The organism is Azospirillum sp., from assembly GCF_050789165.1.
On sequence record NZ_JBOZRT010000099.1, the window covers coordinates 1 to 26817 of the forward strand.

Consider the following 26817-nt stretch of genomic DNA (forward strand, 5'->3'; position numbering starts at 1 on the left):
AGGCCTCCACCCGGCGGGCCGCGCGGCCGCGCGGCCCGTGGAAATACTCGCGGATCCAGGGGTGGTCGTCCTTCAGGTGCTCCTCCAGCGTGGCGACCTTGATCCGCTTGTCGATCAGCACGGCGATGCGGTCGCAGATCGAGGTCAGGCTGTCGAGGTCGTGCGTCACCATGAAGACGGTCAATCCCAGGCTCCGTTGCAGGTTTTGGATCAGCTCGTCGAACGCCGCCGCGCCGATCGGGTCGAGGCCGGCGGTCGGCTCGTCGAGGAATAGGATCTCCGGGTCGAGGGCCAGCGCGCGCGCCAGACCGGCGCGCTTCTTCATGCCGCCCGACAGCTCGGAGGGGTATTTCGGCCCGGCGTTGGGCGGCAGGCCGGACATGGCGATCTTGACGCGCGCGACCTCCTTGATCAGGTGGCGCGGCAGGGCGGTGTGCTCCTTCAGCGGCACCATGACGTTCTCCGCCACGGTCAGCGAGCTGAACAGCGCCCCGTCCTGGAACAGCACGCCGGTGCGCGCCTGCAGCGCGGTGCGCTCGCGGTCGTCGAGGGATCCGGTGTCGCGGCCCAGCATCTCGATGGTTCCCTCGGCCGGACGGATCAGGCCGAGGATCTCCTTCATCAGCACCGACTTGCCGGTGCCGGACCCGCCGACCACGCCCAGCACCTCGCCGCGCTCGACGTCAAGGTCGAGGCCGTCGTGGATGGTCTGCGTCCCGAAACGGGTGACCAGGCCGCGCACGCGGATGACGGGGTCATGCGCCATCCCTCAGACCCCCATGAAGGAGAAGAAGATGGAGAACAGCGCGTCCATGATGATGACCAGGAAAATGCCCTCCACCACCGAGCGCGTGGTCAGGCGCCCGACGCTCTCCGCGCTGCCGGTGACGCGCAGGCCCTCGTAGCAGCCGACCATGGCGATCACCAGAGCGAACACCGGCGCCTTGGCGACGCCGACCAGGAAGGTGTTGAGCCCCACCGCGCCCTGCAACTGCTTGATGAACTGCGCGAAGCTGATGCCCAGCGTCATGTAGCTCATGGTGGCGCCGCCCAGCAGCGCCATGACGTCGGCGAAGAAGGCCAGCAGCGGCAGCGCCACCATCAGCGCCAGCACCCGCGGCACCACCAGCAGCTCGATGGGGTCGAGCCCCAGCGTGGAGATGGCGTCCACCTCCTGATTCACCTTCATGGTGCCGATCTGCGCCGTGAAGGCGGAGCCGGAGCGGCCGGCGACGATGATCGCGGTCAGCAGCGTGCCCAGCTCGCGCAGGATGGAGATGCCCAGCAGGTTGACCACCAGCAGCTCCGCCCCGAAGCGGCGCAGCTGGTCCGCCCCCTGGTAGGCCATCACCACGCCGATCAGGAAGGTCAGCAGGCCGAGGATCGGCAGCGCGTTCAGGCCCGTCTGCTCGATGTGGAACAGCACCGAGCGGTAGCGCAGCCGCCGCGGGTTCACCGCGATGCGCGCCAGCGTCACGGTGACGACGCCCAGGAAGTTGACCAGCTCCAGCCCGCGCTTCAGCCCGCGCACGGTGGTGCGGCCGGTGCGCTCCAGCATTTCTATGATGGGGTGCTCGTCGGGCAGCTGGACCGGCGGCGCGCGGTCGGCCTCGTGCACCGCGTCGACCAGCGCGCGGTGCTCGGGCCGCACGCCGGTGACCTCCACCGCGTGCCCCTCACCGCGCAGCCGCTCGGCCAGCCGCGCCAGCAGCAGGGCGCCCACCGTGTCCAACCCGTCGACGGCGGCGAGGTCGAGGCACACGGCCGCCTCCGGCGCCGACGGCCGCAGCGCGTCGAGATCGCCCATCAGCGCCTGCGCGCCGTGCAGGTCCCACCGCCCGCCGACGGTCAGCAGCAGCGCGCCGTCACCGCCCGGCGCCGTCTTCATCCAGGCCTGTCCGGCCGTCATTCCCATCACCCCTTCTGGACACCGCGAGCTTGGCCGCAAGCCGCCCGGCCGGTCAACCGCGCCGGCGTGACACGACCTATGCAACGCTTCGCGCGGCGATTTGCGCCAAAGCCGCAGCATGGCTAGTATGCGGCCGCGCATTTTTCAGGACACGACCTCCATGGACCTCAAGGACCACATCCGCGGCATTCCCGACTTCCCGAAGCCCGGCATCCTGTTCTACGACATCGCGCCGCTGCTGGCCGACGCCGCGGCGTGGCAGGAGACGGTGAAGCGGCTGGCCGACGCGGTCCGTCCCTACAAGCCGGACGTCCTGGTCGGCATCGAGTCGCGCGGCTTCCTGGTGGCGGCGCCGCTGGCGCTGGCGCTGGGCGTCGGCTTCGTCATGGTGCGCAAGCGCGGCAAGCTGCCGGGCGACAAGGTCACGCACTCATACGATCTGGAGTACGGCACCGACACCATCGAGATCCAGTCGGACGCGGTGAAGCCCGGCCAGCGCGTGGTGGTGCTGGACGACCTGCTGGCCACCGGCGGCACCATGGCCGCGGCGGTCAAGCTGCTGCGTCAGGTCGGCGCCGACGTGCAGGCCGCGGCGTTCCTGGTCGAGCTGACCTTCCTCGACGGCCGCGAGCGCATCGACGTGCCGTGCGAGGTGCTGATGAGCTACGATTCCTAACCTTTGCGAGGATCCGCAACCAAGGCAAAAATCACACGGATTTCGCGGATTGAGGCACGGATTACACGGATTTTCTTTTCTCTTGCAGCGTACTGCGCTTCCCCGCAAGCCGTTGCCGAGGCACGAATGAAGAGATCCGTGCAATCCGTGCCAAAATCCGTGCAATCCGTGTGAAGTCTTGCCCCCCGACGCCGCGCCCCTTGGGTCTACGACGCGCTCTCCGCCCCCGCCGCCCGCGCCATCGCCTCCAGGCAGTCGTCCAGCGCGCGGCCCAGCAGCTTCAGCATGACGTCACGGTAGGGCACCTTGTCGCCCACCGTGCGCGCCCGGTCGACGCTGTCGGCGTAGGCCTGGAGGTCGTCCGGGTGCACCGCCACCGGCGGGTAGCCGGCGCGGTTCAGGATCAGGTTGAGGATCAGCAGCGCCACCGCCGCGTTGCCCTGCGCAAAGGGCCGCACGATCATCAGGCGGTGGTGCGCCTCCAGCGCCGTCTCGACGCCGGGATCGGTGCGGCGCAGCCAGCCGCTCAGCGCCGACATGGACACGCGGATCTTCGCCGGGTCGGCGGTCTCCCCCTCCTCGGGCAGCGGCGCGTCGCGGTACTGGCCGGCGCCGGCGTCGAGTCCCTGGAACAGCACGCCGTGGAAGGCCGCCACCGTGCGCTCGGTGATCACCCCACCGCCCTCGTAGGCCAGCCGCGCCATCAGGTGCAGAGCCTGCGCGTGGTTGAGCACGAGGCGCTGCGGCTCCGGCGGCCGGTTGCGCAGCACGGCGCCACGGCCGAGAACATGCAGCACCTCCTCCGGCGTCAGGTCGGCGCCCTCGACGGTGACACAGGCGATGGTCAGCTCGCGCTCGAAGCGGTCGGCCAACTCGCTCACCACCTCGACCGGCAGCGGCCGGGCGGCGTCGAGCGCGCGCTTCTTCGCGTTGATGTCGTCCAGCAGCGCCATCGCCCCACCCCCGTCTTGCCCTCCCCCGCTTTATAGGACGCCGCGGCGCTCCCGCAAAGGGAGCCTGCGGGCTTTTGCCGCTCGGATTAGGCCTTGATGGGCGTTGGAGGCACCAACTAATGTTTTCGCCGGGCTGGGGCGAGGAGGAAGGCGGATGGACCACGTCGTCTGGGACGAATCGATGAGCGTCGGCGTCGGGATCCTCGACACCGACCACAAGCGGCTCTTGGAGATGTTCAACGGCCTGCTGAAGACCGGCGTCGCCACCAAGAGCAAGGACGACCTGATCCCGCTGATCGAGGGCCTGCGCGACTACACGAACGTGCACTTCCGTCGCGAGGAGGCGTTCATGGAGCGCCACGGCTTCCCCGACCTGGAGGCGCACAAGGCGGCGCACCGCTACTTCGTGGACGAGGTCGAGAAGCTGGGCGGCGAGCTGGACGGCGACCACACGATGATGCTGCGCATCGACCTGATCCTTCTGCTGAAGGAATGGCTGATCGAGCACATCCAGACCACCGACAAGCAGTACCAGCCCTATCTCTTGAGCGAAGAGACGGAGCAGGCGGAGTGAGCGGAAGCCCCTCTCCCCTGGAGGGAGAGGGGTTGGGGAGAGGGCGCCGACGCGAGATGTCCACCACGCGCGCCAAGAGCCTCCGCCGAAGTTCGACCGACGCCGAGCGCCTGCTCTGGAGTGCTCTCCGCAACCAACGCCTGAACGGCCTGAAGTTCAAGCGCCAGCAGCCCATCGGCCGCTACATCGTCGATTTCATCTGCTTCGAGCGCGGCTTGGTTGTCGAAGTCGATGGCGGGCAACATGGACCGCAGATTGACGCTGCACGGACCGCTTATCTCGAAGCTGCCGGATTCCGGGTGTTGCGGTTCTGGAATCCGGAGGTGCTCACACGGCTGGACGATGTGGTCGCTACGATCCTGGCGGCTGCGGAGGATCCCAGCTTTTCCCGAGACGGCTGATAGCCCCTCTCCCTCAAGGGGAGAGGGGCTTTTACTCCGCCGGGTGCGCGCCGTAGGCCGCGGCCTCGTCGGCCTCCGAGGGGAAGGGCTTCTTCTTGGCGATGTAGCTGTACACCGTCGGCACCACGAACAGCGTCAGGAACGTGCCGAGCAGCATGCCGCCGACGATCACCGCGCCGATCGCCTGACGGCTCTCGCCGCCCGCCCCGTGCGCGTTGGCCAGCGGCACCGCGCCCAGCACCATGGCGCCGGTCGTCATCAGGATCGGGCGCAGGCGCAGGACCGCCGCCTCCTCCACCGCCTTGCGGATCTCCACGCCCGTGCGCTGGAGCTGGTTGGCGAACTCGACGATCAGGATGCCGTGCTTGGTGATCAGGCCGACCAGCGTAACGAGGCCGATCTGGCTGTACACGTTCATGGTCGCCCCGCTCCACAGCAGCGCCGCCAACGCGCCGGTCATGGAGAGCGGCACCGTCAGCATGATGACGAACGGGTCGATGAAGCTCTCGAACTGCGCCGCCAGCACCAGGTAGATGAAGGCCAGCGCCAGCACGAAGACGAAGTACAGGCCGGTCGCCGACTCGCGGAACTCGCGGCTCTGGCCGGCGTAGTCGGTCTGCGCCGTCACCGGCAGCACGCGCGCCGCGGCGTCCTGCATGTGCTTCAGCGCCTCGCCCAGCGAGGTGCCCGGCGCCAGGGTCGCGGTGATCGAGGCGGAGCGCAGCTTGTTGAAGTGGTTCAGCTCCTTCGGCGACACCCGCTCGTCGATCTTCACCAGGTTGGACAGCGAGACCATCGGCCCCAGGGTGGTGGCCACCCCGCTGGCGGCGGAGACCGGCGGCGTGCCGCGCACGTAGATCGACGCGATGTCGTCCGGGTTGCGGCGGTCCACCTTATCGACCTGGACGATGACGTCGTACTGCTTGCCTTCCTTCTTGAAGCGGGTGACCTGCCGGCCGCCCAGGAAGGTCTCCAGCGTGCGGCCCACCGTCTCGACGTCGATGCCGAGGTCGGCGGCCTTGTCGCGGTCGATGGAGATGCGCAGCTCCGGCTTGTTCAGCTTCAGGTCGGTGTCGAGGTTGGTGATGCCCGGGTGCTTGCGCGCCTCGGCCATCATCGCGTCGACCAGCTTCTGCAGCTCGTCGTAGGGCAGCGTCGTCTGGATGACGAAGTTGACCGGCTTGTCGATCGGGCTCTGGCCCAATGAGGGCGGGTTGGTCACGAAGGCCAGGATGCCGGGGATGCCGAACATCTTGGGGAACAGCTGGGCGGTGATCGCCTGCTGCTTCACGTCGCGCTGGTCCCAATCGACCAGACGGACGAAGGCGATGCCCTGGTTCACCACCGGGAAGCCGACCACCACGAAGAACTTCTCCAGCACGGGGATCTGCCGGAACAGCCCCTCCATCATGGTGGCGTACTTCTGGGTGTAGTCGAGGGTCGAGCCCTCCGGCGCGATGGCGATGCCGACGATGGTGCCGCGGTCCTCGACCGGCGCCAGCTCCGACTTGATGTTGTTGAACAGCCACCAGCTGGCGCCGGCGACCAGCGCGCCGACGATCAGCACCAGCGGCCGTGCCTTCAGCGACAGCCGCAGCACCGCGCGGTAGCCGTTGGTCAGGCCGTTCAGGAAGGCTTCGATCAGGTTGTAGAAGATGTTGTGCTTGGTCTGGTGCTTCAGCAGCTTGGAGCACATCATCGGCGACAGCGTCAGCGCCACGAAGCCCGACACGATCACCGCGCCCGCCAGCGTCAGCGCGAACTCGGTGAACAGGCGCCCCGTCCGGCCGGTCATGAAGCCGATGGGGGCGTACACCGCGGCCAGCGTGATGGTCATCGCCACCACCGCGAAGCCGATCTCCTTGGAGCCCTTCAGCGCCGCCTGGAAGGGCGGCATGCCCTCCTCGACGTGGCGGAAGATGTTCTCCAGCATGACGATGGCGTCGTCCACCACGAGGCCGATGGCCAGCACCATGGACAGCAGCGTCAGCGTGTTGATCGAGAAGCCGAACAGCAGCATCAGCGCGAAGCCGCCGACCAGCGACACCGGGATGGTGACCAGCGGCACCAGCGTGGCGCGGAACGAGCGCAGGAAGAAGAAGATCACCAGGATGACCAGCACGATCGCCTCAAAGATCGTCTGGAACACCGCGTCGATCGACTTGGCGATGAAGACCGAGCTGTCGTAGGCGACGTCCACCGCCATGCCCTCGGGCAGCGCCGCGCGGATCGCCGGGAAGGCGGCCTGCACCGCCTTCGACACGTCCAGCGGGTTGGCGGTGGACTGCTTGACCACGCCGATGGCGACCGCCTGCCGGCCGTTGAAGCGGGCCGAGACGCGCTCGTCGAGCGCCCCCAGCTCGGCGCGGCCGACGTCCTTCAGGCGCACGAGGTAGCCGTCGACGTCGCGCAGGATCAGGTTGTCGAACTGCGCGGGCGTGCGCAGGTCGGTCTCCGACACCACGGTGAACTCGCGCGCCGCGCTCTCGACCCGGCCGGCCGGGATCTCGACGTTCTGCTTGCGCAGGGCGTTCTCGACGTCCTGCGGTGTGATCTTGTAGGCGGCCATGCGCTGCGGGTCGAGCCAGACGCGCATGGAGAAGCGCCGCTCGCCGAAGATGCGCACCTGCGCCACGCCGGGCAGGTTCTGCAGGCGGTCCTTGACATACCGGTCGGCGAAGTCCGTCACGTCCAGCGGCGAGTGGCGGTCGGATGAGAACGCCAGATAGATGATCGGCTGCGCGTCGGCCTCGACCTTGGCGATAACCGGCTCGTCGATCTCGTTCGGCAGCATGGCGCGCACGCGCCCGACGCGGTCGCGCACGTCGCTGGCCGCCACGTCGACGTTGCGGTCCAGGCGGAAGCGCACGGTGATCTGGCTCTTCTCCTGACGGCTGATCGAGGACATCACGTCGATGCCCTCGATGCCGGCGAGGGAGTCCTCTAGCGGCTGGGTGACCTGCGATTCGATGATCTCGGCCGAGGCGCCCTTGTAGGTGGTCTCCACCGTGACGACCGGCTCGTCGATCTTCGGGTACTCGCGCACCGCCAGACGCTGGTACGAGACGATGCCGATCAGCATCACCGCCAGACTCATCACCGTCGCCAGCACCGGCCGGCGGATCGAGATGTCGGAGAGGACCATGCGTCAGCCTCCGGCCGGCTTGTTGTTGGCCTGCGGACCCGGCGGCGCCCCCGGGGGCGCCTTGGTGGGATCGATGACCATCACCGGCGCGCCGTCGCGGATCTTCAGCTGGCCCGCGGTGACGACGACGTCCTGCGGCTTCAGGCCCTCGATGATCTCCACCTCGGCGTTGCGGCGGTCGCCCAGCTTGACCTTGGTCTGCGCCACCTTGCCGTCCACCACCTTGAAGACGAACTGGTCGGTGCCGAAGGCGACGACCGATTGCTCGGGCACCAGCACGGCGTTCTGGTCGATGGTCAGCGTCAGCGTGACGCGGGCGAACAGCCCGGGGCGCAGCGCGCCGTCGGTGTTCGGCACGCGGGCGCGCACCGCCAGCGCGCGGCCGTTCACGTCGATCAGCGGGTCGATGGCGTAGACCTCGCCCTCGAACTTGCGGCCGCCGAAGGCGTCCACCGACACCGCCAGCGTCTGCCCGACGCGCACCGCCGGCAGGTAGGCCTCCGGCACCCGGAAATCGAGCTTCAGGGTGTCGATGGCCTCGAGGTTGACGATGTCCTTGCCGGCCGAGACGTAGTCGCCGACCGACACCTTGCGCAGGCCGAGCACGCCGTCGAACGGCGCCGTGATGGTCAGCTTCTCCAGCTGCGCCTGGGCCAGCTGCACCGCGGCCTGGTCGGCCTGCAGCTTGGCGGCGGCCTGCTCGCGGTTGCGCGCGGTGCCGGCGCTCTGGCGCAGCAGCTCCTCGGCGCGGGCCAGCTCGGCCTTGTCGAAGTTGATGCTCGCCTGCGCCTGCGCCAGGGTCGCCCTCGCCACCGTGTCGTCGAGGCGGATCAGCACCGCCCCGCGGGCGACCCGTTGGCCTTCCTTGAAGGCGATCTCGGCGATGCGGCCGGCGACCTCGGGGCGGATCACCACCGATTCGTTGGACAGCAGCGAGCCGACCGCGGTGATCGTCCGCGCCATCGCACCGACGCGCACCGGCACCGCCTCCACCGGCATCGGCGGCGGGGCGCCGCCCGGAGGACCGCCGGCCGGCGGGGCGCCCGGCTTGCCGCCCGGAGGCGCGCCCGGCGACGCGCCACCCATGGACGGCGGCAGCTTCGCGGTGAGATCTCCCAGGGTGCCGCCGTTCTTGACGAAGAACCACCAGCCCCCGCCGGCCACGGCAATGAGGATGAGAAGCGCGATGAGGCGTGAAGGGCGCATGGAACTCTCTGAACCCGGGAGGGAGGCGTGATTTCTTGGGCAGCCGCCTTAAGGGGGATCTGCCATCTGGACTGAACTATATCGTTCAGTTCAGTTCCGATGTCGAGACGCTTGGCAGGGGTCTAGGCCAGATGACCTAAGGCCACATCCTATTCCAGCGCTCCGCCCGGCGTGCAGCAGCACGCCACCTCCAGATCGCAGCCTTCCGTGGAGATCGCCCCGCCGCGCAGCACCAGCCGGCGCTCCGCGCCGCGGTCGATCAGCAGGTCGGCCGGTCCGCCGGCGCGCAGCGATCCGCCGGCCTCCAGCGGCAGCACGCACGCCCCCTCCAGGTCGACTCCGCGGCAGCAGCACGGCGCGCTGCCGGCCGGCAGCAGGGCGCGGATCAATCCGTCCTCGACGCGGATGTCGGCCAGAACCGACCCGTCCGCCGCCACCCGCGCGCCCAGCTCGGGCGCCGCGTCGGCAACCATGGCGAGGCGCACGCGGGCGCGCTTCAGCCAGTACTTCTCGGATGCCAGCAGGCGGGATGTGTCCATCATCGCCCACGGAGGGTAGCGCGGACTTGGTTAACGAACCCTTCCTTTGCATACCCGGGCATTCTCGATTCCGGGTCGGCACCGGACGATTCTTCCAATTTTCAGAAAATGCGCTGCGCCTGCGCCGGTGTGCGCCTCGGGCCGTCCAGGCCCGTGTCCTGGCACGGTTGTTGCGCTGCGGGGCGCGGACCACCCAATGATCGGCAAGGAAGACGCGCATGACCACCGACGGCACCCCATCCTGCGATCTGCGCGAAGGCGATGGGGTTTCCTACCTGCGGGGGCACCTGACCTTCGAGACCTACCCGTCCATGCGCGCCGCGCTGGACGGCCTGTTGCGCCACCGCACGCCGCGCCATGTGCTGGACGTCAGCGCGCTGCAGCACATCGACTCCGCCGGGCTGGGCATGCTGCTGATCGCGCACGAGGAGATGCGGCGCGCCAACCGCACGCTGGTGCTGCGCGCCGCGTCCGGCCAAGTCCGCCGCGTGCTGGAGGTGACGCGCATGAAGCGGATCATGACGATCGAGGAGTGAGCCGCCGGCTACTTCTTGGTGAGCAGCAGCGTGCCCTGGCGGTGCAGCCGGTCGCGGATCTTGCCGCCCAGCAGGGCGAGCGCCCAGGGCAGGTCGACCTCCACATAGGCCGACTCCTCGTGCACGTCGATGCGCCCGGTCAGCGTCTGGCCCAGCACGGCGACGCGGAAGGCGAGGCGATCCTCGGTCCAGGTCTCCTCCACCGCGGCGCCCATGCCGCCGAGCTGCGTGCGCGCCTGTCCGATGCCGTCGCGGATGCGCGTCATCGCCCCCTGCTTGCCGAGCTGGTGCGGGATGGTGACGGTCAAAGGCTTGCTCATGACGAATCCGGTTGGGGTGAAGCCTATCGGGTGAACAGCGCGGAGCGGCGTTTTGCTCCTAACCGCCCTGCAGGGCGATGAACTCCTGGAAGTTGGCGACGCGTCCCGCGGCGTGCGCCGCCTCGTAGGCGGCGTTCAGCGCGCGCTTGGCCTCCACCGCGGCGGCGAAGCGGCGGCGCAGCGACTCGTCGCGGATGCCGAAGCCGTCGCCGGCCAGCCGCTCCAGCACGTGGCGGTAGCACGCCTCGGCCCGCGCGGCGGCGTCGGCGGCGAAGGTGATCGAGCCCTCGCGCTGCCGGTACTCGCACATCGGCGCGTAGGCCAGCGGGATCGGCCCGACACGGTCCAGCGCCAGCACGTTGAACACCACGTCGTCGCAGAACGTCACGTCCTCCGGCCAATCCGGGCAGAGGTCGCGCCGCAGCACGAGGAACATCGGCACCGAGGTGGCGAGGAACCGGTCGGCGGTCAGCTCGCCGACGCTGTCGGACCGCGGGAACAGGGTGGACAGCTCCGCCCCGTCGCGCTCGCGCACCACCACCACGTTGTCGGCCGCCGCCCCGCGCGCCAGCGCCAGCGGCGCCAGAACCGCCAGCCGCCGTGGCGACCACAGATCGTCGGAGTCGAGCGGCGCCACCAGCGGCTTGCGCGCCGCGCGCAGGCCGACGTTGCGGGTGGCCGGCGCGCCGCTGCCCACCCGGCCGGTGGCGGCGAAGCGCAGGCGCGGGTCGGCCAGCCCCTCGGCGGCCAGCAGCGCGCGGTAGTCGACGCCGTCGTCGGCGACGATCACCGCCTCCCAGTCCGCGTGGGTCTGGGCGAGCAGGCTGCGCACCGCGCGGCCGATCGTCGCCTCCGCCCGGTACGCCGGGACGATCACCGAGACCCCAGCACCGTCCATCCCCCAACCCCCTCGCTTTGTCTTTGCCCATTAGCGGCCGGGCGCGTGGGCGCTGTCAACACGGGGGCGCAACGGGGGGCGTTGAACCCGCGGCCAAGACGGGCTATGTGGGGAGTGGACGTGCGTACGCCGCACGAGCGAGACCGACACCAGGGAGACACACAATGGCGCACGCCGGGACCTACTGGTTCGATGACGAGCCGGGTGAAGAGCCGGACGAGAAGAAGGACAAGGAAGCCACGCCGCCTCCCTTCGCCGCGGTCCAGCAGAACCTGTTCAAGGCCCGCACCGTCCTGATCTTCGGCCAGATCGACATGAAGTTGGCCATGGGCGTGACCGCGCAGCTGCTGGCGCTGGCGCAGGAGAGCGACGACCCGATCCGCGTGATCGTCAACTCGCCCGGCGGCCACGTCGAGGCGGGCGACACCATCCACGACATGATCCGCTTCGTGAAGCCCGAGGTGAAGATGCTCGGCACCGGCTGGGTCGCCAGCGCGGGCTGCCACATCTTCCTGGCGGCGAAGAAGGAAAACCGCTTCTGCCTGCCCAACACCCGCTTCCTGATCCACCAGCCGCTGGGCGGCACCGGCGGCCGGGCGACGGACATCGCCATCGAGGCGAAGGAAATCATCCGCATGCGCGAGCGTCTGAACAAGATCATCGCGCGTGAAACCGGCCAGTCGCTGGAGAAGGTCGCCAAGGACACCGACCGCAACTACTGGATGCTGGCCGACGAAGCCCGCGAGTACGGCATCGTCCCCAACGTCATCGAAAGCATGGACGAGTTCAAGTAAGCCCGTCCCTTTCGACCCGATCCCCCTTCCCGGTTCCGGGGAGGGGGATTTTTTATGCGCGCAGGAGACCGCGATGCCGCCCCTCACCCTCCGCTGGCTGCGCTTCGGCGAGTTCACCACGCCCGAGCTGTACGCCGTGCTGGAGCTTCGCCAGCGCGTGTTCGTGATCGAGCAGGCGTCGCTCTTCGCCGACATCGACGGCCGCGACCGGGAGGCCGACCATCTGCTGGCGTGCGGCGACGATGGTGCGCTGCACGGCTACCTGCGCGTCTTCGCGCCGGGGATCGTCGGCGAGGCGGCGTCGCTGGGCCGCGTCGTGGTCGGCGAGAACGCCCGCGGAACGGGACTGGGGCGTGACTTGGTGGCGGAGGGGCTGGCGTTCCTCGCCCGACGGCACCCCGACGCGGCCGTGGCGATCAGCGCGCAGGAGCATCTGCAGCGCTTCTACGGCGCCTTCGGGTTCGAGACGGTGAGCGCGCCGTACGACGACGCGGGAATCCCGCACGTGGACATGGTCCTGCAACGGCGCACCGCCTAGAGCACGTTCCGTTTCGTCGTGAAGCCCCTGTCCCCAACCCCTCCCCCTCCAGGGGGGCTTTAAAATGAACCGGACTCCGATCTAACCGAACAGCCCCGCCGCGATGTTGATTCCCAGCGCGAGGATGGCGGTGTTGAACAGGAACGACAGGATCCCGTGCAGCAGCACCAGCCGCCGCACCGCCGCGCCGCGGGTGGTGACGTCGGACACCTGCGCCGTCATGCCGACGGTGAAGGAGAAGTACAGGAACTCCAGATAATCCGGCGTCTGCGTGCCGGGAAACTCCAGCTGCGGCTCGCCGAGCCAGTGGTCGTGCGCGTAATGCTGGGCAAACACCACGTGCAGGAAGGCCCAGGACAGCAGGATCGTCACGCCGCCCAGCGTGGCGCTGAACGCGGCGTGCGGCGTGCCGCGGCTTTGCGCGATCTCGAGCACGATGGCCGCCACCGCGGCGATGACCACGGTCACGATGGCGGCCAGGATGCTGCCGCGCCCCTGCTCCAGCAGCCGGGCACGGTGGCGGATGGTATCGACGGTGGCCTTCGCCATCAGTCGCAGCGTCATCGCCATGTAGACGCTGATGCCGACGCACCAGCCCAGCAGGAACGCGGTGACCGGACGCAGGAACGGCAGCAGCACCGCATCGAGGGCGGCGGCGACGGTCATGGCGGTCAGAAGGGTCGGGCGGTTGAGCAGATGCCGGAAGGATGCCCGCATCGGCAACCAATCCAGCTCAGACGTGCACGTCGAGCAATGAGCCGCGCGGCTGGTGGTGGGCGCCGTTCGCCCGCGCGGTGACGGCGCCGGCGCCGGGATCGACCGACTGCCCGGTCTCGGTGCCGGTGCGGGTGTCGCGCGAGCCTTCGGTCTTGCCGGTGGCCTGCGGGGCCTGGATGGTCTGGGTGCGAACGACATGGACCGTCTGCTGCGCGGCGGCCATCGCCGGGGACAGCGCCGCCTGGGCCGCCGGTGTGATCGGCTGCTGGGGCTTCGCCACGAAGGGCGCGACGGCCGGGGTCAGGTCCATGACGGTGCTTTCGATGAAGCCGCGGCGACTGCCGGCACTTTGGCCCGCAAAAACCACACTGCAACATCTGCGCAGCAATCGGGGCTGCACAAGCGCGCTTTTCACGCAAGCCAATTCTACCACGAATCCGCGTTGTCACAAGGGATATCGGCGCGGAAACGCCCCTACCCCGCCGATTGCGGACCCAGCGGCTGCTGTTGCGTGATGCAGTGGATGCCGCCGCCGCCGCGCACGATGTCCAGCGCCGCCATCTGGATCACCTCGCGGTCGGGGAAGGCGCGGCGCACCGCGCGGTAGGCCTCGTCGTCGGCCGGATCCTCGAAGGCCGGCATCACCACGCCGCCGTTGGCGATGTAGAGGTTGGTGTAGCTCAGGGTCAGGCGCACGCCACCCTGGTCGCGCCGCGCCGGCTGCCGGACCGGGATCACCTCCAGCTCGCGCCCCTGGGCGTCGCGCGCCTTCTTCAGGCGGTCCAGGTTGTCCTGGAACGCCTTGAAGTTGGCGTCGGTCGGGTCGTCGGTGGTCAGCGCCAGCACCACGCCGGGCCGGACGAAGCAGGCGATCTCGTCGATGTGCCCGTCGGTCTCGTCGTCCTGGTAGCCCTCGCCCAGCCAGATGATGCTGGAGACGCCCAGGAAGTCCCTCAGGTGCCGCTCGATCTCCGCCTTGGACAGGGTCGGGTTGCGGTTGGGGTTGAGCAGGCACTGCTCGGTCGTCAGCAGCGTGCCCTGCCCGTCCACGTGGAACGAGCCGCCCTCCATCACCAGGGGCGCTTCGAAACGCCCCAGCCCCAGGTGCTCCAGCACGAGGCGGCCGACCTCCTGGTCCTTGGCGCACTCCGGGTAGTTGCCGCCCCAGGCGTTGAAGCGCCAGTGCACGCCGGCAACCCGGCCGTTGCGCCCGGTCACGAAGCTCGGCCCGGTGTCGCGGATCCAGCTGTCGGAGATCGGGATCGACAGGATCTGGATGCCGGGGCCGCAGGCCAGCGACGCCTCCGCCACGTCGTCGGGGTCGCAGACCATGGTCACCGGCTCGAACCGGGTGATGGCGCGGGCGACCTCGGCGTAGACGGCACGGGCGGCCTCCAGACGGTCGCCGTCCTCGTCCTCCGCGGGCGCCGGCCACGTCTCGGGCCGGCATGGCCACGCCATCCAGCAGCGCGCGTGGGGCTCCCACTCGCCGGGCATGTGCAGACCTTCCGCCGCCGGGGTGGTCATGCGATCCCTCCTGTGACATTTTCGGGCACCGGGCCCGTCATGACGTAACCATCGGCGCACGGTTTTGGCAATGGCCGGTCTTTGGGGACCAGCCTTTTGGAAAAGCCTCAACCGCCCTGAAGCGCCATCTGCTCGTCGCGCCGCCGCTGCCGCTCGCGGCGCGACAGCAGCAGGCTGGCGACGAAGATCCCGGTCGCCACCACCAGCACGATGATGGTCGCCAGCGCGTTGATCTGCGGGCTGACGCCGAAGCGCACGCTGGACAGGATGGTCATCGGCAGCGTGGTGGAGCCCGGCCCCGACACGAAGCTCGCCACCACCACGTCGTCCAGCGACAGCGTGAAGGCCAGCAGCCAGCCCGCCACGATGGCCGGGGCGATCAGCGGCAGAGTGATGACGAAGAACACCTTGGCCGGCCGCGCGCCGAGGTCCATTGCCGCCTCCTCCAGGCTGCCGTCCATGCCGGCGAGGCGCGACTGCACGATCACCGCGACGTAGGCGGTGGTGAAGGTGGTGTGGGCGATGGTGATGGTGGTCATGCCGCGGCCGTCCGGCCAGCCGATCCACTGCTCCATGGCGACGAACAGCAGCAGCAGCGACAGGCCGATGATCACCTCCGGCATCACCAGCGGCGCCGAGATCAGGCCGCCGAACAGCGTGCGCCCGCGGAAGCGGCCGAAGCGCGCCAGCGCCAGCCCCGCCAGCGTGCCCAGCACCACCGCCAGCGACGCCGACAGCGCGGCGATCTGGACCGACAGCCATGCGGAATCGAGGAGCTGCTCGTTGTGCAGCAGCTCGCCGTACCATTTGGTCGAGAAGCCGCCCCACACGGTCACCAGCCGCGACTCGTTGAACGAATACAGGATCAAGAGCGCGATCGGCACGTACAGGAAGGCGTAGCCGAACCACAGCGCCCAGGTGAGGGGAGACAACAGCGGCCTCATCGCCCGGCCTCCTGCTGGCGGCCCTGCACGTACTGGAACACCATGATCGGCACCACCAGGAACAGCAGCAGCGCGATGGCCACCGCCGAGGCGACCGGCCAGTCGCGGTTGGAGAAGAACTCGTTCCACAGCACCCGGCCGATCATCAGCGTGTCCGGCCCGCCCAGCAGCTCGGGGATGACGAACTCGCCCACCGCCGGGATGAACACCAGCAGCGACCCGGCGATGATGCCCGGCAGCGACAGCGGCAGGGTGACGCGCAGGAACGCCTCCCACGGGCGGGCGCCGAGGTCGGCGGCGGCCTCCAGCAGGGTCGGGTCGAGCTTCTCCAGCGACGCGTACAGCGGCAGGATCATGAAGGGCAGGTACGAGTAGGTGATGCCGATGTAGACCGCGACGTCGGAGTACAGCAGCTCGAACGACGGGTCCGCCAGGCCGACGGAGGCCAGCAGGTTGGCCAGCGTGCCGTTGGCCTTGAGGATGCCGATCCAGGCGTACACGCGGATCAGGAACGAGGTCCAGAACGGCAGGATGACCAGCATCATCAGCGCCCCGCGCCGCGCCGGCCGCGCCCGCGCGATGGCGTACGCCATGGGGTAGCCGATCAGCAGGCAGAGCAGCGTCGACACCGCCGCCATGCGCAGCGACGACAGGTACGCCACGACGTACAGGTCGTCCTGGACCAGCCGCAGGTAGCTGCCGAGGTTGAGGGTGAGCAGCAGCTTCAGCCCTTCCCCCTCCTCGCCCTGCACCCAGTCGAGCAGCGGCGTGTAGGGCGGCTGCGCCATGACCGCTTCCGAGAAGCTGATGCGCAGCACGATCAGGAACGGGACGAGGAAGAACAGCACCAGCCAGACGAACGGCACGCCGGTGACCAGCGCACGGCCCGAGCGGACGAGGCGGCGCACGAGGTTCATCGCGCCAGCACCACGCCGGCGAATGGGCGCCAGGTCAGCGTCACCTCGTCGTCCCAGCTCACCGGCAGGTCGGCGCGGCGGGCCAGGTTGGTGGCGGTGACGCGCACCGTCTTGCCGCTCGCCAGCTCCACCAGATAGATCGACACGTCGCCGAGATAGGCGATCTCCCGCACCACGCCGCGCGCGGTGTTGCGCGCCTCAGCGTCGGCCGGCGGCTCCTTGGACAGCGTGATCTTCTCCGGCCGCACCGCCACGTGCACGGTCGAGCCGACCGGTGCCGGGGCGGCGTGGCTGACGTACAGGTCGCAGCCGGCGTCGGCCGAACGGATCAGCACGTGGTCCGGCTCGTCCTCGACCACCCGCCCCTCGAACAGGTTGACCGAGCCGATGAACTCCGCGACGAAGCGGGAGTTGGGGTACTCGTACACCTCGGTCGGGGTGCCGACCTGGGCAACCGCACCGTGGTTCATCACCGCGATGCGGCTGGCCATGGTCATCGCCTCCTCCTGGTCGTGGGTGACCACGATGAAGGTGACGCCCAGCTTCTCCTGCAAATTCACCAGCTCGAACTGCGTCTGCTCGCGCAGCCGCTTGTCGAGCGCCCCCAGCGGCTCGTCGAGCAGCAGCAGCTTCGGCCGCTTGGCGAGGCTGCGGGCCAGCGCCACGCGCTGCTTCTGCCCACCCGAGAGCTGATGCGGCCGGCGCTTGGCGAAGGGGGAGAGCTGGACCAGCTCCAGCATCTCGGCCACGCGGTCGCGGATCTCGCTGCGCGGCAGGCGGTCCTGCTTCAGGCCGAAGGCGACGTTCTGCTCCACGCTCATGTGCGGGAACAGGGCGTAGGACTGGAACATCATGTTGACCGGCCGCTCGTAGGGCGGGATGCCGGCCATGTCGGCGCCGTCGATGAAGATGCGGCCCTCGGTCGGCGTCTCGAAGCCGGCGAGCATGCGCAGCAGCGTCGATTTGCCGGAGCCGGAGCCGCCGAGCAGCGCGAAGAACTCGCCGCGGTGGATGTCCAGCGACACGTCATCGACCGCCAGGAAGTCGCCGAAGCGCTTGGTGACGCGCTCGATGCGGACGTAGGGCGCCTGGGCGGGATCCTGCCAGGGCTCCAGTCGTGTCGGCTTGCGGATCGGCGGCTGGGCCATGATCGGCGGGTCCCTCCCCTGCACAGGAAAACGCCCCGGTTCGTGCGAGGACGGACCGGGGCGCTGCGGCGTCTCTGAGGCGCCTTTTACTTCCCGGTCTTGACCTTCGTCCAGACCCGCGTGCGGGCGCGGTCGGTGGACTGCTTGATGGCCTTCAGGCTGAACAGCTTCACCTTGGCCGTTTCCGGCAGGTAGACGGCCGGGTTGCCCTTGACCTCGGCGTCGATCGGCGAGGACGGCACGGCGTTGGCGTACTTCACCGTGTTGGTGACGCCGGCGATGTTGGCCGGGTCGAGGACGAAGTTGATGTAGGCGAACGCGCCCTCCTTGTTCGGCGCGTCGGCCGGCACCGCCAGCGTGTCCCACCAGACCTGCACGCCTTCCTTCGGCGCCAGGTACTGCACGGTGTGGTCGGCCTTGGTCTCCTTGGCGCGGGCGCCGGCCTGGTTGACGTCGCCGTTGTAGGCCATCACCACGCAGGCGTCGCCGGCGGCCAGCAGGTTGATGTTCTGCCCGGTGACGAACTGCTTGATGTAGGGGCGCACGGCCATCAGCACGGCTTCGGCCTTGTCCAGGTCCTCCTTCTTCTCGGAGTTCGGGTCGAGGCCGAGGTAGTTGAGCACCGACGGGATCACGTCGATGGCCGAATCCATCAGGGTGATGCCGCAGGCGGCGACCTTCTTGGCGACCTCCGGCTTGAAGATCAGGTCCCAGCTGTCCAGCGCCACGTCGGGGGCGACGGCCTTGATCTTCTCCGGCACCAGGCCGATGCCGACGGTGCCGCCCAGGTAGGGCACGGCGAACTTGTTGCCCGGGTCCGACTTCTCGACCAGCTTGAGCATCGCCGGATCGACGTTCTTCAGGTTCGGGATCTTCGCCTTGTCGAGCGGCGCCAGCACCTTGGCCTTGATCATGTTGGACAGCGTCGGCTCGGCGGTCGGGACGATGACGTCGTAGCCGGACTTGCCGACCAGCACCTTCTGCTCCAGCAGTTCCAGGCTGTCGTAGAGATCGACCTTGGTCGGGTAGCCGGTCGCCTTGGTGAAGTCGGCAAGCGTCGTCTCGCCCAGGTAGTCGTTCCAGATGTAGATGTTGACCGGCTTCTTGGTCTGCGCCTGCGCGGCGCCGGCCAGAGCAACGGCGGCGACGGCACCGGCCAGCGCCAGAGCGAACGTCTTCTTCATTATGGATGCCCCCCGATTCGCTTCGAAGTGACGCCCGACCAAGGCCCGGCCCGACGCGGGCAGCATTGCACTGTGGGACGGGGGGCTTGTCAACGGTGGACGGGGCCGTGAATGCCCCCTCCCCGACCCTCCCCCGCTTTGCGGTGGAGGGAGCCGAGCCGCGGAGTTCCCCTCCACCGCGAAGCGGGGGAGGGATAGGGAGGGGGCAGAACGAGCCTTCAGGAAGGCTTCGGCGGCGCCACGTCGCCCCAGTCGCGCCACAGCACCAGGATCGCCGCCATCACCACCGGCCCCAGCACGAGGCCGAGCAGCCCGAAGGTCTGCAGCCCGCCCAGGATGCCGACCAGCGCCCACGGGAACGGCAGGCGCACGGCGCCGCCGATCAGCGCCGGCTGCACGAAGTTGTCGCCCGCCAGCATCACCGCAGCACCGAAGCCGAACAGCGCCGCCGCGGCCATCGAGTCGCCCTGCGCCAGCAGGACCAGGGAGGCCACCGCGAAGGCCAGCCACGCGCCCAACGGCAGCATGGCGCAGGCCGCGGTCATCACGCCGAACAGCACCGGATGCGGCACGCCCGCCACCCAATAGCCGACGCCGATCACCGCGCCCTCCCCCACCGCCACCACCAGCGTGCCGATGGCGGTGCCGCGCACCGCCGCCGCCATGCGCCCGGCCAGCCGCTCGCCCGGGTCGCCGAGCCAGCGGTCGGCGGCCTCCAGGCAGCGGCGGGCCAGCCACGCGCCCTCGCGGAACAGCCCGAACAGCGCCACCAGCGTCACGAAGAACAGCAGCAGCCGGTGCAGCACCTCGCCGCCCAGGCTGCTGGTCCAGCCGGCCAGAGCGTTGGTGTCGAAGCTCTTCAGGAGGCCGCCCGCGGCGTTCGGGTCGCTGAGGTTGGCCTTCCACCAGCCCAGCGCCTGCTGGCCGACCAACGGCAGCCGCTCCACCCACTCGGGCACCGGGATGCCCTTCTCCTGCGCCTGGGCCAGCCAGCCGGTGACCATCTGCGCCTCGCGCACCACCTCGACCGCGACGACGGAGAGCGGCAGCAGCACCAGCAGCGACGCCAGCACAGTGGAGAGCAGCGGCGCCAGCACCGCGCCCGGCAGCCGTTCGGCGAGGCGGCGGTGCAGCGGCCACACGGCGACGGCGATGACGACCGCCCAGGTCACCGCCCCCAGGAAGCCCCGTGCCACCCAAGCGCCCAGCGCCAGCAGCGCCGCCGCGAACGCCAGCCGCGCCGTGCGCCGCGACCAGGGCGCCGGGGCGGCGGGACGGTGCGGCCGTTCGGAAGCCTCGGCGTGCCGCGGAACGGCCATGCCCCTCTCCTCGCGTTTCCAACACCGTGGAGTAACGCGCGGGCGGGGGGATGGGATCTTGCGAATGCGTCAGCCGGTCATGGCGGCGACGAACGCGTCGAAGTCGCGGCGGAACAGCGGAACCACGCGACGGACACGGTCCAGGTTGGCGCCGATGTCGGAGTCGCGCAGATCCATGCCGTAGTTGCTGCGCACGGCGTGCCGGAACCGGCGCAGTTCGTCCAGCAACCCGTAGGTGTCGGGCGACAGGACCGCCGGCCGCACGCCGGAAATGTCCAGCGCCAAGGTTTCCAGCAGCTTCGCGTGCCAAGCCGCGCCCTGGGGAACGTGCCCGTCGATGTCCTCGGCGATGCCCTTCAGAACGCCTTCCAAGCCGGAATAGACGCCCTCGACACCGCCGGCGATGCTCATGCGCCGCGCCCAGGTCGCCGCGGGCGTCGTTTCCATGCCCTCGAAGAGGCGGACCGCCTCCTCGATGCGGCCAAGCTCCTGTTCGGCCTTGGCGAGTTGATGCTCAAGGCGCGCGAAGATCGGCCGCATCGAGGGTCCTTTCCAGGATGAACGGCCGGTCGGCGTCGGGCACGCGGTCGCCGAAGATCACGTCGAAGGGGAAATCGCCCATCGCCCGCTCGACGATGGCGATCACCGCCTCCGGCGCCAGCGCGCCGCGATCCTCGACGAACAGGTCCACGTCGGAGTGGCCGAGGAAGCGCCCGCGCGCCAGCGACCCGACCACCACCGCCCGGACGCCCACCCGCTCCAGCGCGTCCAGCGCAGCCAGAGCCAGACGCGCGGCCTCGCGCCGACGCGCCTCGGCACGCTCGCGGAACAGGCGGTCAAGTCGGGTTTCGGGTGCAGCCTGGGCCATGCCGGCACTCTACACGTTCAGCAGCAGATTCTCCCGCTCCCACGAGCTGATGACGCGGTGGTAGGCCTCCCACTCCGCCTCCTTCACGCAGGTGAAGGCGTCGACGAACTTCTCGCCGATGATCTCCTTGACCGGCTTGCAGCTGTTGAACTTCGCCAGCGCGTCGCCCTGGTGGCGCGGCAGCGTGAAGGCCAGCCGGTAGGCCGAGCCCTTCACCGGGTCGTTCGGTTCCAGCCCCTGCACCATGCCGAGATACCCGCAGGCCAGCGAGGCGGCGATGGCGAGGTAGGGGTTGGCGTCCGCCCCGGCCACGCGGTTCTCCACCCGGCGCGCGTCGGCCGCCGACACCGGCACGCGCAGGCCGGTGGTGCGGTTGTCGCGCCCCCAGTGCACGTTGATCGGCGCGTCGGAGTTCGGCACCAGCCGCCGATACGAGTTCACGTTCGGCGCCAGCAGCGGCATCACGTAGGGCAGGTACTTCTGCAGGCCGGCGACGTGGGCCATGAACAGCGCGCTGTCGCTGCCGTCGGGGTTGGCGAACAGGTTGCGGCCCATCTCCGCGTCCACCACCGACTGGTGGATGTGCATGGCGCTGCCGGGCTCGCCCTGCATGGGCTTGGCCATGAAGGTGGCGTAGATCTGGTGGCGCAGCGCCGCCTCGCGCGCCGTCCGCTTGAACAGGAAGGCCTGGTCGGCCAGTTCCAGCGCGTCGCCGTGGTTGAAGTTGATCTCGATCTGCGCCGCCCCCGCCTCGTGCGTCAGGGTGTCGATGTCGATGTCCTGCGCTTCGCAGAAATCGTAGATCTCCTCGAAGATCGGGTCGAACTCGTTGACCGCGTCGATGCCGAAGGCCTGCCGGCCGCTCTCCATCCGGCCGTTGCGCCCGACCGGCGGGATCAGGGGGTAGTCCGGGTCCTTGTTGATCTGGACCAGGAAGAACTCCAGCTCCGGGGCCACCACCGGCTTCCAGCCGCGCTCCTCGTACAGCTTCAGCACGCGCTTCAGCACGTGGCGCGGCGAGAAGTCCACCGGGTTGCCGTCGGCGTAGACGCAGTCGGTGATGACCTGGGCGGTCGGCTCCTCGTACCAGGGGACGAAGCGGATCGTCCGCTCGTCCGGGATCATGTAGATGTCGGAGTTCTCGTCCGAGGTGACGTCCTCGTCGTCCGGGTACTCGCCGGTGACGGTCTGCACGAAGATCGCTTCGGGAAGCCGCAGTCCCCGGTCGCGCAGGATGCGCAGGAACTTCTCGGCGGGAACGATCTTGCCCCGCGCGATGCCCGACTGGTCGGGGACGAGGCATTCCACCTCGGTGATGCGGTTCTTCTTGATGAAGTCGTCCATGAACGCCATGCAAACCCGGTCCGCCCCGATGCGGCAGACGCCTCCCTGCTGTTTCGCGTCACCGAAGTATGGCCCCGCGCCGGGAAACGCGCCAGTGAACTTCCGATGGTGCCGGCGGGGCGGCCCACAGCCCCTCTCCCGTCAAGGGAGAGGGGCGTGAAAGCGGCCATGCGCGCCGGCGCGATTGACGCTGTCACACAAGACCCGTATCTGCGGAGGGCATGATCGCCCGCAGCCACATCCGGTCCTGGTACGCCGATACCGCGAACCCGCACCCCGAGCACCCGGTGCTGGAGGGGACGCTGGACTGCGACGCCTGCGTGGTCGGCGGCGGCTACACCGGGCTGATGGCGGCGCTGGAGCTGGCCGAGCGCGGCTGGAGCGTCGCCCTGCTGGAGGCGGAGCGGGTCGGCTGGGGCGCCTCGGGCCGCAACGGCGGGCAGGTCATCACCGGCTACAACAAGTCGATGGGCCAGATCGCCGCCCTCGTCGGCCGGGACGACGCGGCCAAGCTGTGGGACCTCGTCGAGGACTCCAAGACGCTGCTGCGCGACCGGGTGGAGCGGCACGGCATCCGCTGCGGGCTGACCTGGGGCCACGTGCTGGCGGCGCTGAAGGACCGCCACCTCGCCGAGCTGGTCGAGGCCGAGGCGGAGCTGCGCGACGGCTACGGCTATCCGGCGCTGGAGCGGCTGGACCGCGCGGCACTGGCCGACTACGTGCGCAGCCCCGGCTACGTCGGCGGCATGCTCGACCGGGGCAGCGGGCACCTGCACCCGCTGAACTACGCGCTGGGGCTGGCCGACGCCTGCGCGGCGGCGGGGGTGCGGATCTTCGAGGGCTCGCGCGTGCTGTCCCTCTCCACCGGCGACCGGCCGGAGGCGGTGACCGCGACCGGCCGTGTGCGGGCGCGCGTGCTGGTGCTGGCCGGCAACGCCTATCTCAACAATTCTTCGGGGGGCGGCGTGGCCCCGGCGCTGGCGGACCGGATCATGCCGGTCGCCACCTACATCCTGGCGACCGAGCCGCTGGGGGCGGAGCGCGCGCTGGCATTGCTGCCGCGCGACGTGGCGGTGTGCGACATGAACTTCGTGATGAACTACTTCCGCCGCACGCCGGACCACCGGCTGCTGTTCGGTGGCGGGGTCAGCTACTCCGGCCGCGACCTGCCGGGGGTGGAGCTGGGCATGCGGCGCAAGATGCTGCGCGTCTTCCCCGATCTGGCCGGCGTGCGGACCAGCCACGTCTGGGGCGGGCGGGTGGCGATCACCATCAACCGGCTGCCGCACCTCGGCCGGCTCAGCCCGACGACGTACTTCGCGCACGGCTATTCCGGGCACGGGGTGGCGCTGGCCGGCATCGCCGGGCGGGTGATCGCCGAGGCCGCCGCCGGCACGGCCGAACGCTTCGACGTCTTCGCCCGCATCCCGCACCGCGGCTTTCCGGGCGGCCCCGGGCTGCGCACGCCGGCCCTGGTGCTCGCGATGTTGTGGTTCCGGCTGCGCGATCTGTTGTAGGCTCGACGATCTACTCCGGTGGGCTGCGAGGCCCCCGCCCTACGACCGGGCCCGCATGACCGACGTCTCCAACACCACGGCCCCGGCCGACGCGGTGGACTCCGCCCCGAAGCCGATGCGCGAGACGCACTTCGACTTCCAGCACAGGGTGTTCAGCCTGCCGGCGGCCTACTTCGCGCTGGAGCCGACCAGCAAGCAGCCGGTGCTGAACATCCTGCTGGGCGACCTGAAGGCGGCGCTGCCCTTCAACACGCTGAAGGACTCCTTCTCCATCGAGGAGGACGGCCAGGACGCGCGCCTGCTGGGCCTCGTGGAGCGCGGGCTGGCCTACGTCAAGCAGATCCGGCCCGGCGAGAAGATCCCCGGCGAGCTGCTGGACGGCACCGCGTCGTGGTCCGTGGACGACCGGCACCGGATGATCGCGCGCGGCCGGCTGACCGTGCAGCTGGTGTCCTGGATCACCGGGTCGGAGATGATCGTCGTCGACCTGGAGGAGCTGGAGCAGATCGTCGAGGACCCGAACACCAAGGACCGCCTGAAGACCGCCTTCATCCAGCTGGCCGAGAAGCTGGGCATCCACAGCGACAACGCCGAGCAGTACATCCACGACCGGATCGACGACCTGACGCAGGAGCTGTCCTACATCGAGGCGCTGCGCGACCGCTTCAAGAGCATCCGGGCGCTGAGCGATGCGTTCGTCAAGCTGCAGCAGATCTACCGCGCCGACCGCACCTTCTGCTCCGAACTGCAGCGCATGGCGGGGCTGATCAAGAAGCCGCTGAAGATGTACGACTCGATCTTCGAGCAGGCCGACGCCCAGACCGGCGAGATCATGGGCGCCCTGCGGACCTTCGACGCGACGGTGAACTTCATCCGCAAGATCCGCGACGACCTGCGCACCCGCCTGATGGAGTGGGAGGATGTCCTGCAGGCCTGGGACGGCGTGCCGATCGAGCGCTCGCAACAGGTCGAGCAGTTGCAGAAGATGACCTACCGCTTCCTCGCCAGCCACTTCATCGAGACGAAGGTCTGGGAGCGGAAATAGCCGGCGGAACGGCGGAGGAGTCCCCGCCCGGCGCTGCGGCATGCACAGCTGTTGCAGGGCGGTAAGCTGCTGGAAAGATAGATACTTTCCCGTCATCCCCGCGAAGGCGGGGATCCAGGACAGAGCCCCGACAGGGGCGACATGAGTCGTGTGGCTCGCGGACGCGAGCACTGGATCCCCGCCTTCGCGGGGATGACGATTATGTTATTGAAATAATTTGTTTTTTCTCACAGAAACCATACATGCCGCAACCATCTGGCGGCGAATGAAGGGAGAACCGGCGCCAGCGCGTCATGGAGCTCCATTAACCCCCTCGCAATCGCCTGCGTCCTATGGTGCGCCACCAAGTCGATGGCGGTGCACGCATGGTGCGGTTGGCGGCGGTCCTGGCGGCGGCGATGCTCGCGGCGATGCCGGTGAGGGCGGACGACGGCGTGTGGTCCGGCGGCTGCTTCGGCCAGGGCGCCGAGCGGCGGTGCAGCGTCAGCGCGCTCTATGGCTATCCCGAACTGCGCGGTCCCGGCGGCAGCGTCACCGTCACGCTGACCCGCGACGCCGCCTGCACGGCGCTCACCGTCGCCTTCGACGGCCCGCTCGCCGCCGACCATCCGGCGCGCGTCGCCTTCGACGGCGCCGTCCCCTCCCCCGTCGCGGTGCAGGAGCCGCGGCGGCTGCGCCTGGCCTGCGCGCCCGCCGCGCGGGTGCTGCGCATCGACTTCGCGGCCGAGCCGCGCACCCGCACCCGCGTCTACCATTGGGTGAGCCTCGGCGAACGCACGGTCGAGGTCTCCCTCGAACGGCTGAGGGTGGCGCTCGAACGGCTGGCCTCCGAGGGGTGAGGCCGCACCCGCGAGCGGCGAAGAACCCTCGCAATGCGCGTTTCCGGCCCTACCTGTTGCGTGGCGGACGTTCGTCCGCCGGCCTTGGGTCGTTCCCGGAGGGTGAGCCTTGTTCAGCTTCGCACGGTGGCAGAGGACGGAGCCGGCGCCGGCGGCGGTGCCGCGCGGCCTGCGCGTCTACGCGATCGGCGACGTGCACGGGCGGCTCGACCTGCTCGACCACTTGCTCGACTTGGTCGAGGCCGACGGCGCCGCGGCGCCGGAACTGGTGAAGTACATCGTCTACCTCGGCGACTATGTCGACCGCGGGCCGCACTCGCGCGGGGTGATCGAGCGCTTGGCCGAAGGCCCGCCACCGGGCTTCGGCGCCATCCACCTCAAGGGCAACCACGAGGCGTCGATGCTGGCGTTCCTGGAGGACATCCGCGTCGGCCCGAACTGGCTGACCTTCGGCGGCACGGCGACGCTGGCGAGCTACCACGTGCCGCCGCCGCACGCCGACTCGCCGCCCGAGGACCTCGCGCAGGCGCAGGAGCAGTTCCGCCTGCGCCTGCCGCCGGCGCACCGCGGCCTCCTGGACTCGCTGCGCACCAGCGTCACCATCGGCGACTACCTCTTCGCGCACGCCGGCATCCGCCCCGGCGTGCCGCTGGAGCGGCAGCGCGAGGACGACCTGCTGTGGATCCGCGACGATTTCCTGCGCTCTGCCGCCGACCACGGCAAGGTGGTGGTGCATGGCCACACCATCTCCCCGGAGCCGGAGCTGCGCGCCAACCGCATCGGCATCGACACCGGGGCCTTCGCCACCAACCGCCTGACCTGCCTGGTGCTGGAGGGCACGGAGCGGCGGTTCCTTAGCACGTGAAATCGGCGTAGGGTGTGCCCCCTCCCATCCTCCTCCGCCGACGCGGGAGAGGGGGCCCCGCCGCCATTCCCTCCACCGCCAAGCGGGGGAGGGT

The 26817-nt window shown here is 69.5% G+C and carries 29 protein-coding genes; 10 read left to right on the plus strand and 19 right to left on the minus strand.

Annotated features, from left to right (window positions below):
* Nucleotides 1-766: ABC transporter ATP-binding protein (locus ACRWK7_RS22070; protein ID WP_431858454.1), on the minus strand; the 766-nt coding region annotated here is incomplete at its 3' end.
* Nucleotides 767-769: 3 nt separating this feature from the next.
* Complete coding sequence (locus ACRWK7_RS22075; protein ID WP_431858455.1) at nt 770-1909, minus strand: MlaE family ABC transporter permease; 1140 nt, start codon at nt 1907-1909, stop codon at nt 770-772.
* Nucleotides 1910-2069: 160 nt separating this feature from the next.
* Between ACRWK7_RS22075 and ACRWK7_RS22080 the strand changes: the two genes are divergently transcribed.
* Nucleotides 2070-2585: an adenine phosphoribosyltransferase gene (locus tag ACRWK7_RS22080; RefSeq protein ID WP_431858456.1), complete on the plus strand. Its 516-nt coding sequence runs from the start codon at nt 2070-2072 to the stop codon at nt 2583-2585.
* A gap of 206 nt (nt 2586-2791) precedes the next feature.
* Here ACRWK7_RS22080 and ACRWK7_RS22085 read toward each other — a convergent pair whose 3' ends face one another.
* On the minus strand, nt 2792-3538 hold the full coding sequence (locus ACRWK7_RS22085; RefSeq protein ID WP_431858457.1) for a Fic family protein: 747 nt from the start codon (nt 3536-3538) through the stop codon (nt 2792-2794).
* A gap of 154 nt (nt 3539-3692) precedes the next feature.
* Between ACRWK7_RS22085 and ACRWK7_RS22090 the strand changes: the two genes are divergently transcribed.
* Complete coding sequence (locus tag ACRWK7_RS22090; RefSeq protein WP_431858458.1) at nt 3693-4112, plus strand: bacteriohemerythrin; 420 nt, start codon at nt 3693-3695, stop codon at nt 4110-4112.
* A gap of 56 nt (nt 4113-4168) precedes the next feature.
* Nucleotides 4169-4513, plus strand: coding sequence for an endonuclease domain-containing protein (locus tag ACRWK7_RS22095; RefSeq protein WP_431858459.1), 345 nt, complete (start codon nt 4169-4171; stop codon nt 4511-4513).
* A 31-nt stretch (nt 4514-4544) separates the two neighbouring features.
* On the opposite strand, the gene ACRWK7_RS22100 is transcribed toward ACRWK7_RS22095, so the two are convergent.
* From ACRWK7_RS22100 to ACRWK7_RS22110, 3 genes are all read right to left on the minus strand, one after another.
* Nucleotides 4545-7658 (minus strand): efflux RND transporter permease subunit, encoded by a 3114-nt coding sequence (locus ACRWK7_RS22100; RefSeq protein WP_431858460.1) that lies wholly within the window; start codon nt 7656-7658, stop codon nt 4545-4547.
* Between the two features lie 3 nt (nt 7659-7661).
* Nucleotides 7662-8864 (minus strand): efflux RND transporter periplasmic adaptor subunit, encoded by a 1203-nt coding sequence (locus tag ACRWK7_RS22105; protein ID WP_431858461.1) that lies wholly within the window; start codon nt 8862-8864, stop codon nt 7662-7664.
* A gap of 149 nt (nt 8865-9013) precedes the next feature.
* The gene (locus tag ACRWK7_RS22110; RefSeq protein WP_431858462.1) at nt 9014-9406 is read right to left on the minus strand and encodes a hypothetical protein; all 393 of its coding nucleotides are present in this window, start codon (nt 9404-9406) and stop codon (nt 9014-9016) included.
* A gap of 215 nt (nt 9407-9621) precedes the next feature.
* On the opposite strand from ACRWK7_RS22110, the gene ACRWK7_RS22115 reads away from it, so the two are divergent.
* Nucleotides 9622-9939 (plus strand): STAS domain-containing protein, encoded by a 318-nt coding sequence (locus ACRWK7_RS22115; RefSeq protein WP_431858463.1) that lies wholly within the window; start codon nt 9622-9624, stop codon nt 9937-9939.
* An 8-nt stretch (nt 9940-9947) separates the two neighbouring features.
* On the opposite strand, the gene ACRWK7_RS22120 is transcribed toward ACRWK7_RS22115, so the two are convergent.
* Nucleotides 9948-10259 (minus strand): polyhydroxyalkanoic acid system family protein, encoded by a 312-nt coding sequence (locus ACRWK7_RS22120; RefSeq protein ID WP_431858464.1) that lies wholly within the window; start codon nt 10257-10259, stop codon nt 9948-9950.
* Between the two features lie 58 nt (nt 10260-10317).
* Complete coding sequence (locus ACRWK7_RS22125; protein ID WP_431858465.1) at nt 10318-11157, minus strand: glycosyltransferase family 2 protein; 840 nt, start codon at nt 11155-11157, stop codon at nt 10318-10320.
* 164 nt (nt 11158-11321) lie between these two features.
* On the opposite strand from ACRWK7_RS22125, the gene ACRWK7_RS22130 reads away from it, so the two are divergent.
* Nucleotides 11322-11951 (plus strand): ATP-dependent Clp protease proteolytic subunit, encoded by a 630-nt coding sequence (locus ACRWK7_RS22130; protein WP_431858466.1) that lies wholly within the window; start codon nt 11322-11324, stop codon nt 11949-11951.
* Between the two features lie 73 nt (nt 11952-12024).
* On the plus strand, nt 12025-12489 hold the full coding sequence (locus ACRWK7_RS22135; RefSeq protein ID WP_431858467.1) for a GNAT family N-acetyltransferase: 465 nt from the start codon (nt 12025-12027) through the stop codon (nt 12487-12489).
* Between the two features lie 81 nt (nt 12490-12570).
* On the opposite strand, the gene ACRWK7_RS22140 is transcribed toward ACRWK7_RS22135, so the two are convergent.
* From ACRWK7_RS22140 to ACRWK7_RS22190, 11 genes are all read right to left on the minus strand, one after another.
* A complete protein-coding gene (locus ACRWK7_RS22140) occupies nt 12571-13206 on the minus strand; it encodes a DUF1345 domain-containing protein (protein ID WP_431858468.1) in 636 nt (211 codons plus the stop codon).
* A gap of 16 nt (nt 13207-13222) precedes the next feature.
* Nucleotides 13223-13516 (minus strand): hypothetical protein, encoded by a 294-nt coding sequence (locus ACRWK7_RS22145; protein WP_247878061.1) that lies wholly within the window; start codon nt 13514-13516, stop codon nt 13223-13225.
* Between the two features lie 164 nt (nt 13517-13680).
* Nucleotides 13681-14733, minus strand: a complete 1053-nt coding sequence (locus ACRWK7_RS22150; protein WP_431858469.1) for an agmatine deiminase family protein — start codon at nt 14731-14733, stop codon at nt 13681-13683.
* Nucleotides 14734-14840: 107 nt separating this feature from the next.
* Complete coding sequence (locus tag ACRWK7_RS22155; RefSeq protein ID WP_431858470.1) at nt 14841-15677, minus strand: ABC transporter permease subunit; 837 nt, start codon at nt 15675-15677, stop codon at nt 14841-14843.
* On the minus strand, nt 15674-16594 hold the full coding sequence (locus ACRWK7_RS22160; protein WP_431858471.1) for an ABC transporter permease subunit: 921 nt from the start codon (nt 16592-16594) through the stop codon (nt 15674-15676). The genes ACRWK7_RS22155 and ACRWK7_RS22160 overlap by 4 nt, the downstream gene beginning before the upstream one ends.
* Nucleotides 16591-17742 carry an ABC transporter ATP-binding protein gene (locus ACRWK7_RS22165; protein WP_431858472.1) on the minus strand — a complete coding sequence of 384 codons (1152 nt, stop codon included), beginning with the start codon at nt 17740-17742 and terminating at the stop codon, nt 16591-16593. The genes ACRWK7_RS22160 and ACRWK7_RS22165 overlap by 4 nt, the downstream gene beginning before the upstream one ends.
* Before the next feature lie 86 nt (nt 17743-17828).
* Nucleotides 17829-18926 (minus strand): extracellular solute-binding protein, encoded by a 1098-nt coding sequence (locus tag ACRWK7_RS22170; RefSeq protein ID WP_431858473.1) that lies wholly within the window; start codon nt 18924-18926, stop codon nt 17829-17831.
* Between the two features lie 218 nt (nt 18927-19144).
* Nucleotides 19145-20245 (minus strand): AI-2E family transporter, encoded by a 1101-nt coding sequence (locus tag ACRWK7_RS22175; protein ID WP_431858474.1) that lies wholly within the window; start codon nt 20243-20245, stop codon nt 19145-19147.
* Nucleotides 20246-20314: 69 nt separating this feature from the next.
* On the minus strand, nt 20315-20785 hold the full coding sequence (locus ACRWK7_RS22180; protein ID WP_431858475.1) for a hypothetical protein: 471 nt from the start codon (nt 20783-20785) through the stop codon (nt 20315-20317).
* On the minus strand, nt 20760-21113 hold the full coding sequence (locus ACRWK7_RS22185) for a nucleotidyltransferase domain-containing protein (RefSeq protein WP_431858476.1): 354 nt from the start codon (nt 21111-21113) through the stop codon (nt 20760-20762). Before ACRWK7_RS22185 ends, ACRWK7_RS22180 begins: the two co-directional genes overlap by 26 nt.
* A gap of 9 nt (nt 21114-21122) precedes the next feature.
* On the minus strand, nt 21123-22466 hold the full coding sequence (locus ACRWK7_RS22190; protein ID WP_431858478.1) for a glutamine synthetase family protein: 1344 nt from the start codon (nt 22464-22466) through the stop codon (nt 21123-21125).
* 212 nt (nt 22467-22678) lie between these two features.
* On the opposite strand from ACRWK7_RS22190, the gene ACRWK7_RS22195 reads away from it, so the two are divergent.
* The 4 genes from ACRWK7_RS22195 (at nt 22679) to ACRWK7_RS22210 (ending at nt 26723) form a co-directional block, all read left to right on the plus strand.
* Nucleotides 22679-23974: an NAD(P)/FAD-dependent oxidoreductase gene (locus ACRWK7_RS22195; protein ID WP_431858479.1), complete on the plus strand. Its 1296-nt coding sequence runs from the start codon at nt 22679-22681 to the stop codon at nt 23972-23974.
* A 55-nt stretch (nt 23975-24029) separates the two neighbouring features.
* A complete protein-coding gene (locus tag ACRWK7_RS22200; RefSeq protein ID WP_431858480.1) occupies nt 24030-25019 on the plus strand; it encodes a hypothetical protein in 990 nt (329 codons plus the stop codon).
* 365 nt (nt 25020-25384) lie between these two features.
* Nucleotides 25385-25858, plus strand: coding sequence for a hypothetical protein (locus ACRWK7_RS22205; protein WP_431858481.1), 474 nt, complete (start codon nt 25385-25387; stop codon nt 25856-25858).
* Between the two features lie 109 nt (nt 25859-25967).
* Nucleotides 25968-26723 (plus strand): metallophosphoesterase, encoded by a 756-nt coding sequence (locus ACRWK7_RS22210; RefSeq protein WP_431858482.1) that lies wholly within the window; start codon nt 25968-25970, stop codon nt 26721-26723.
* The last annotated feature ends 94 nt before the right edge of the window (nt 26724-26817 follow it).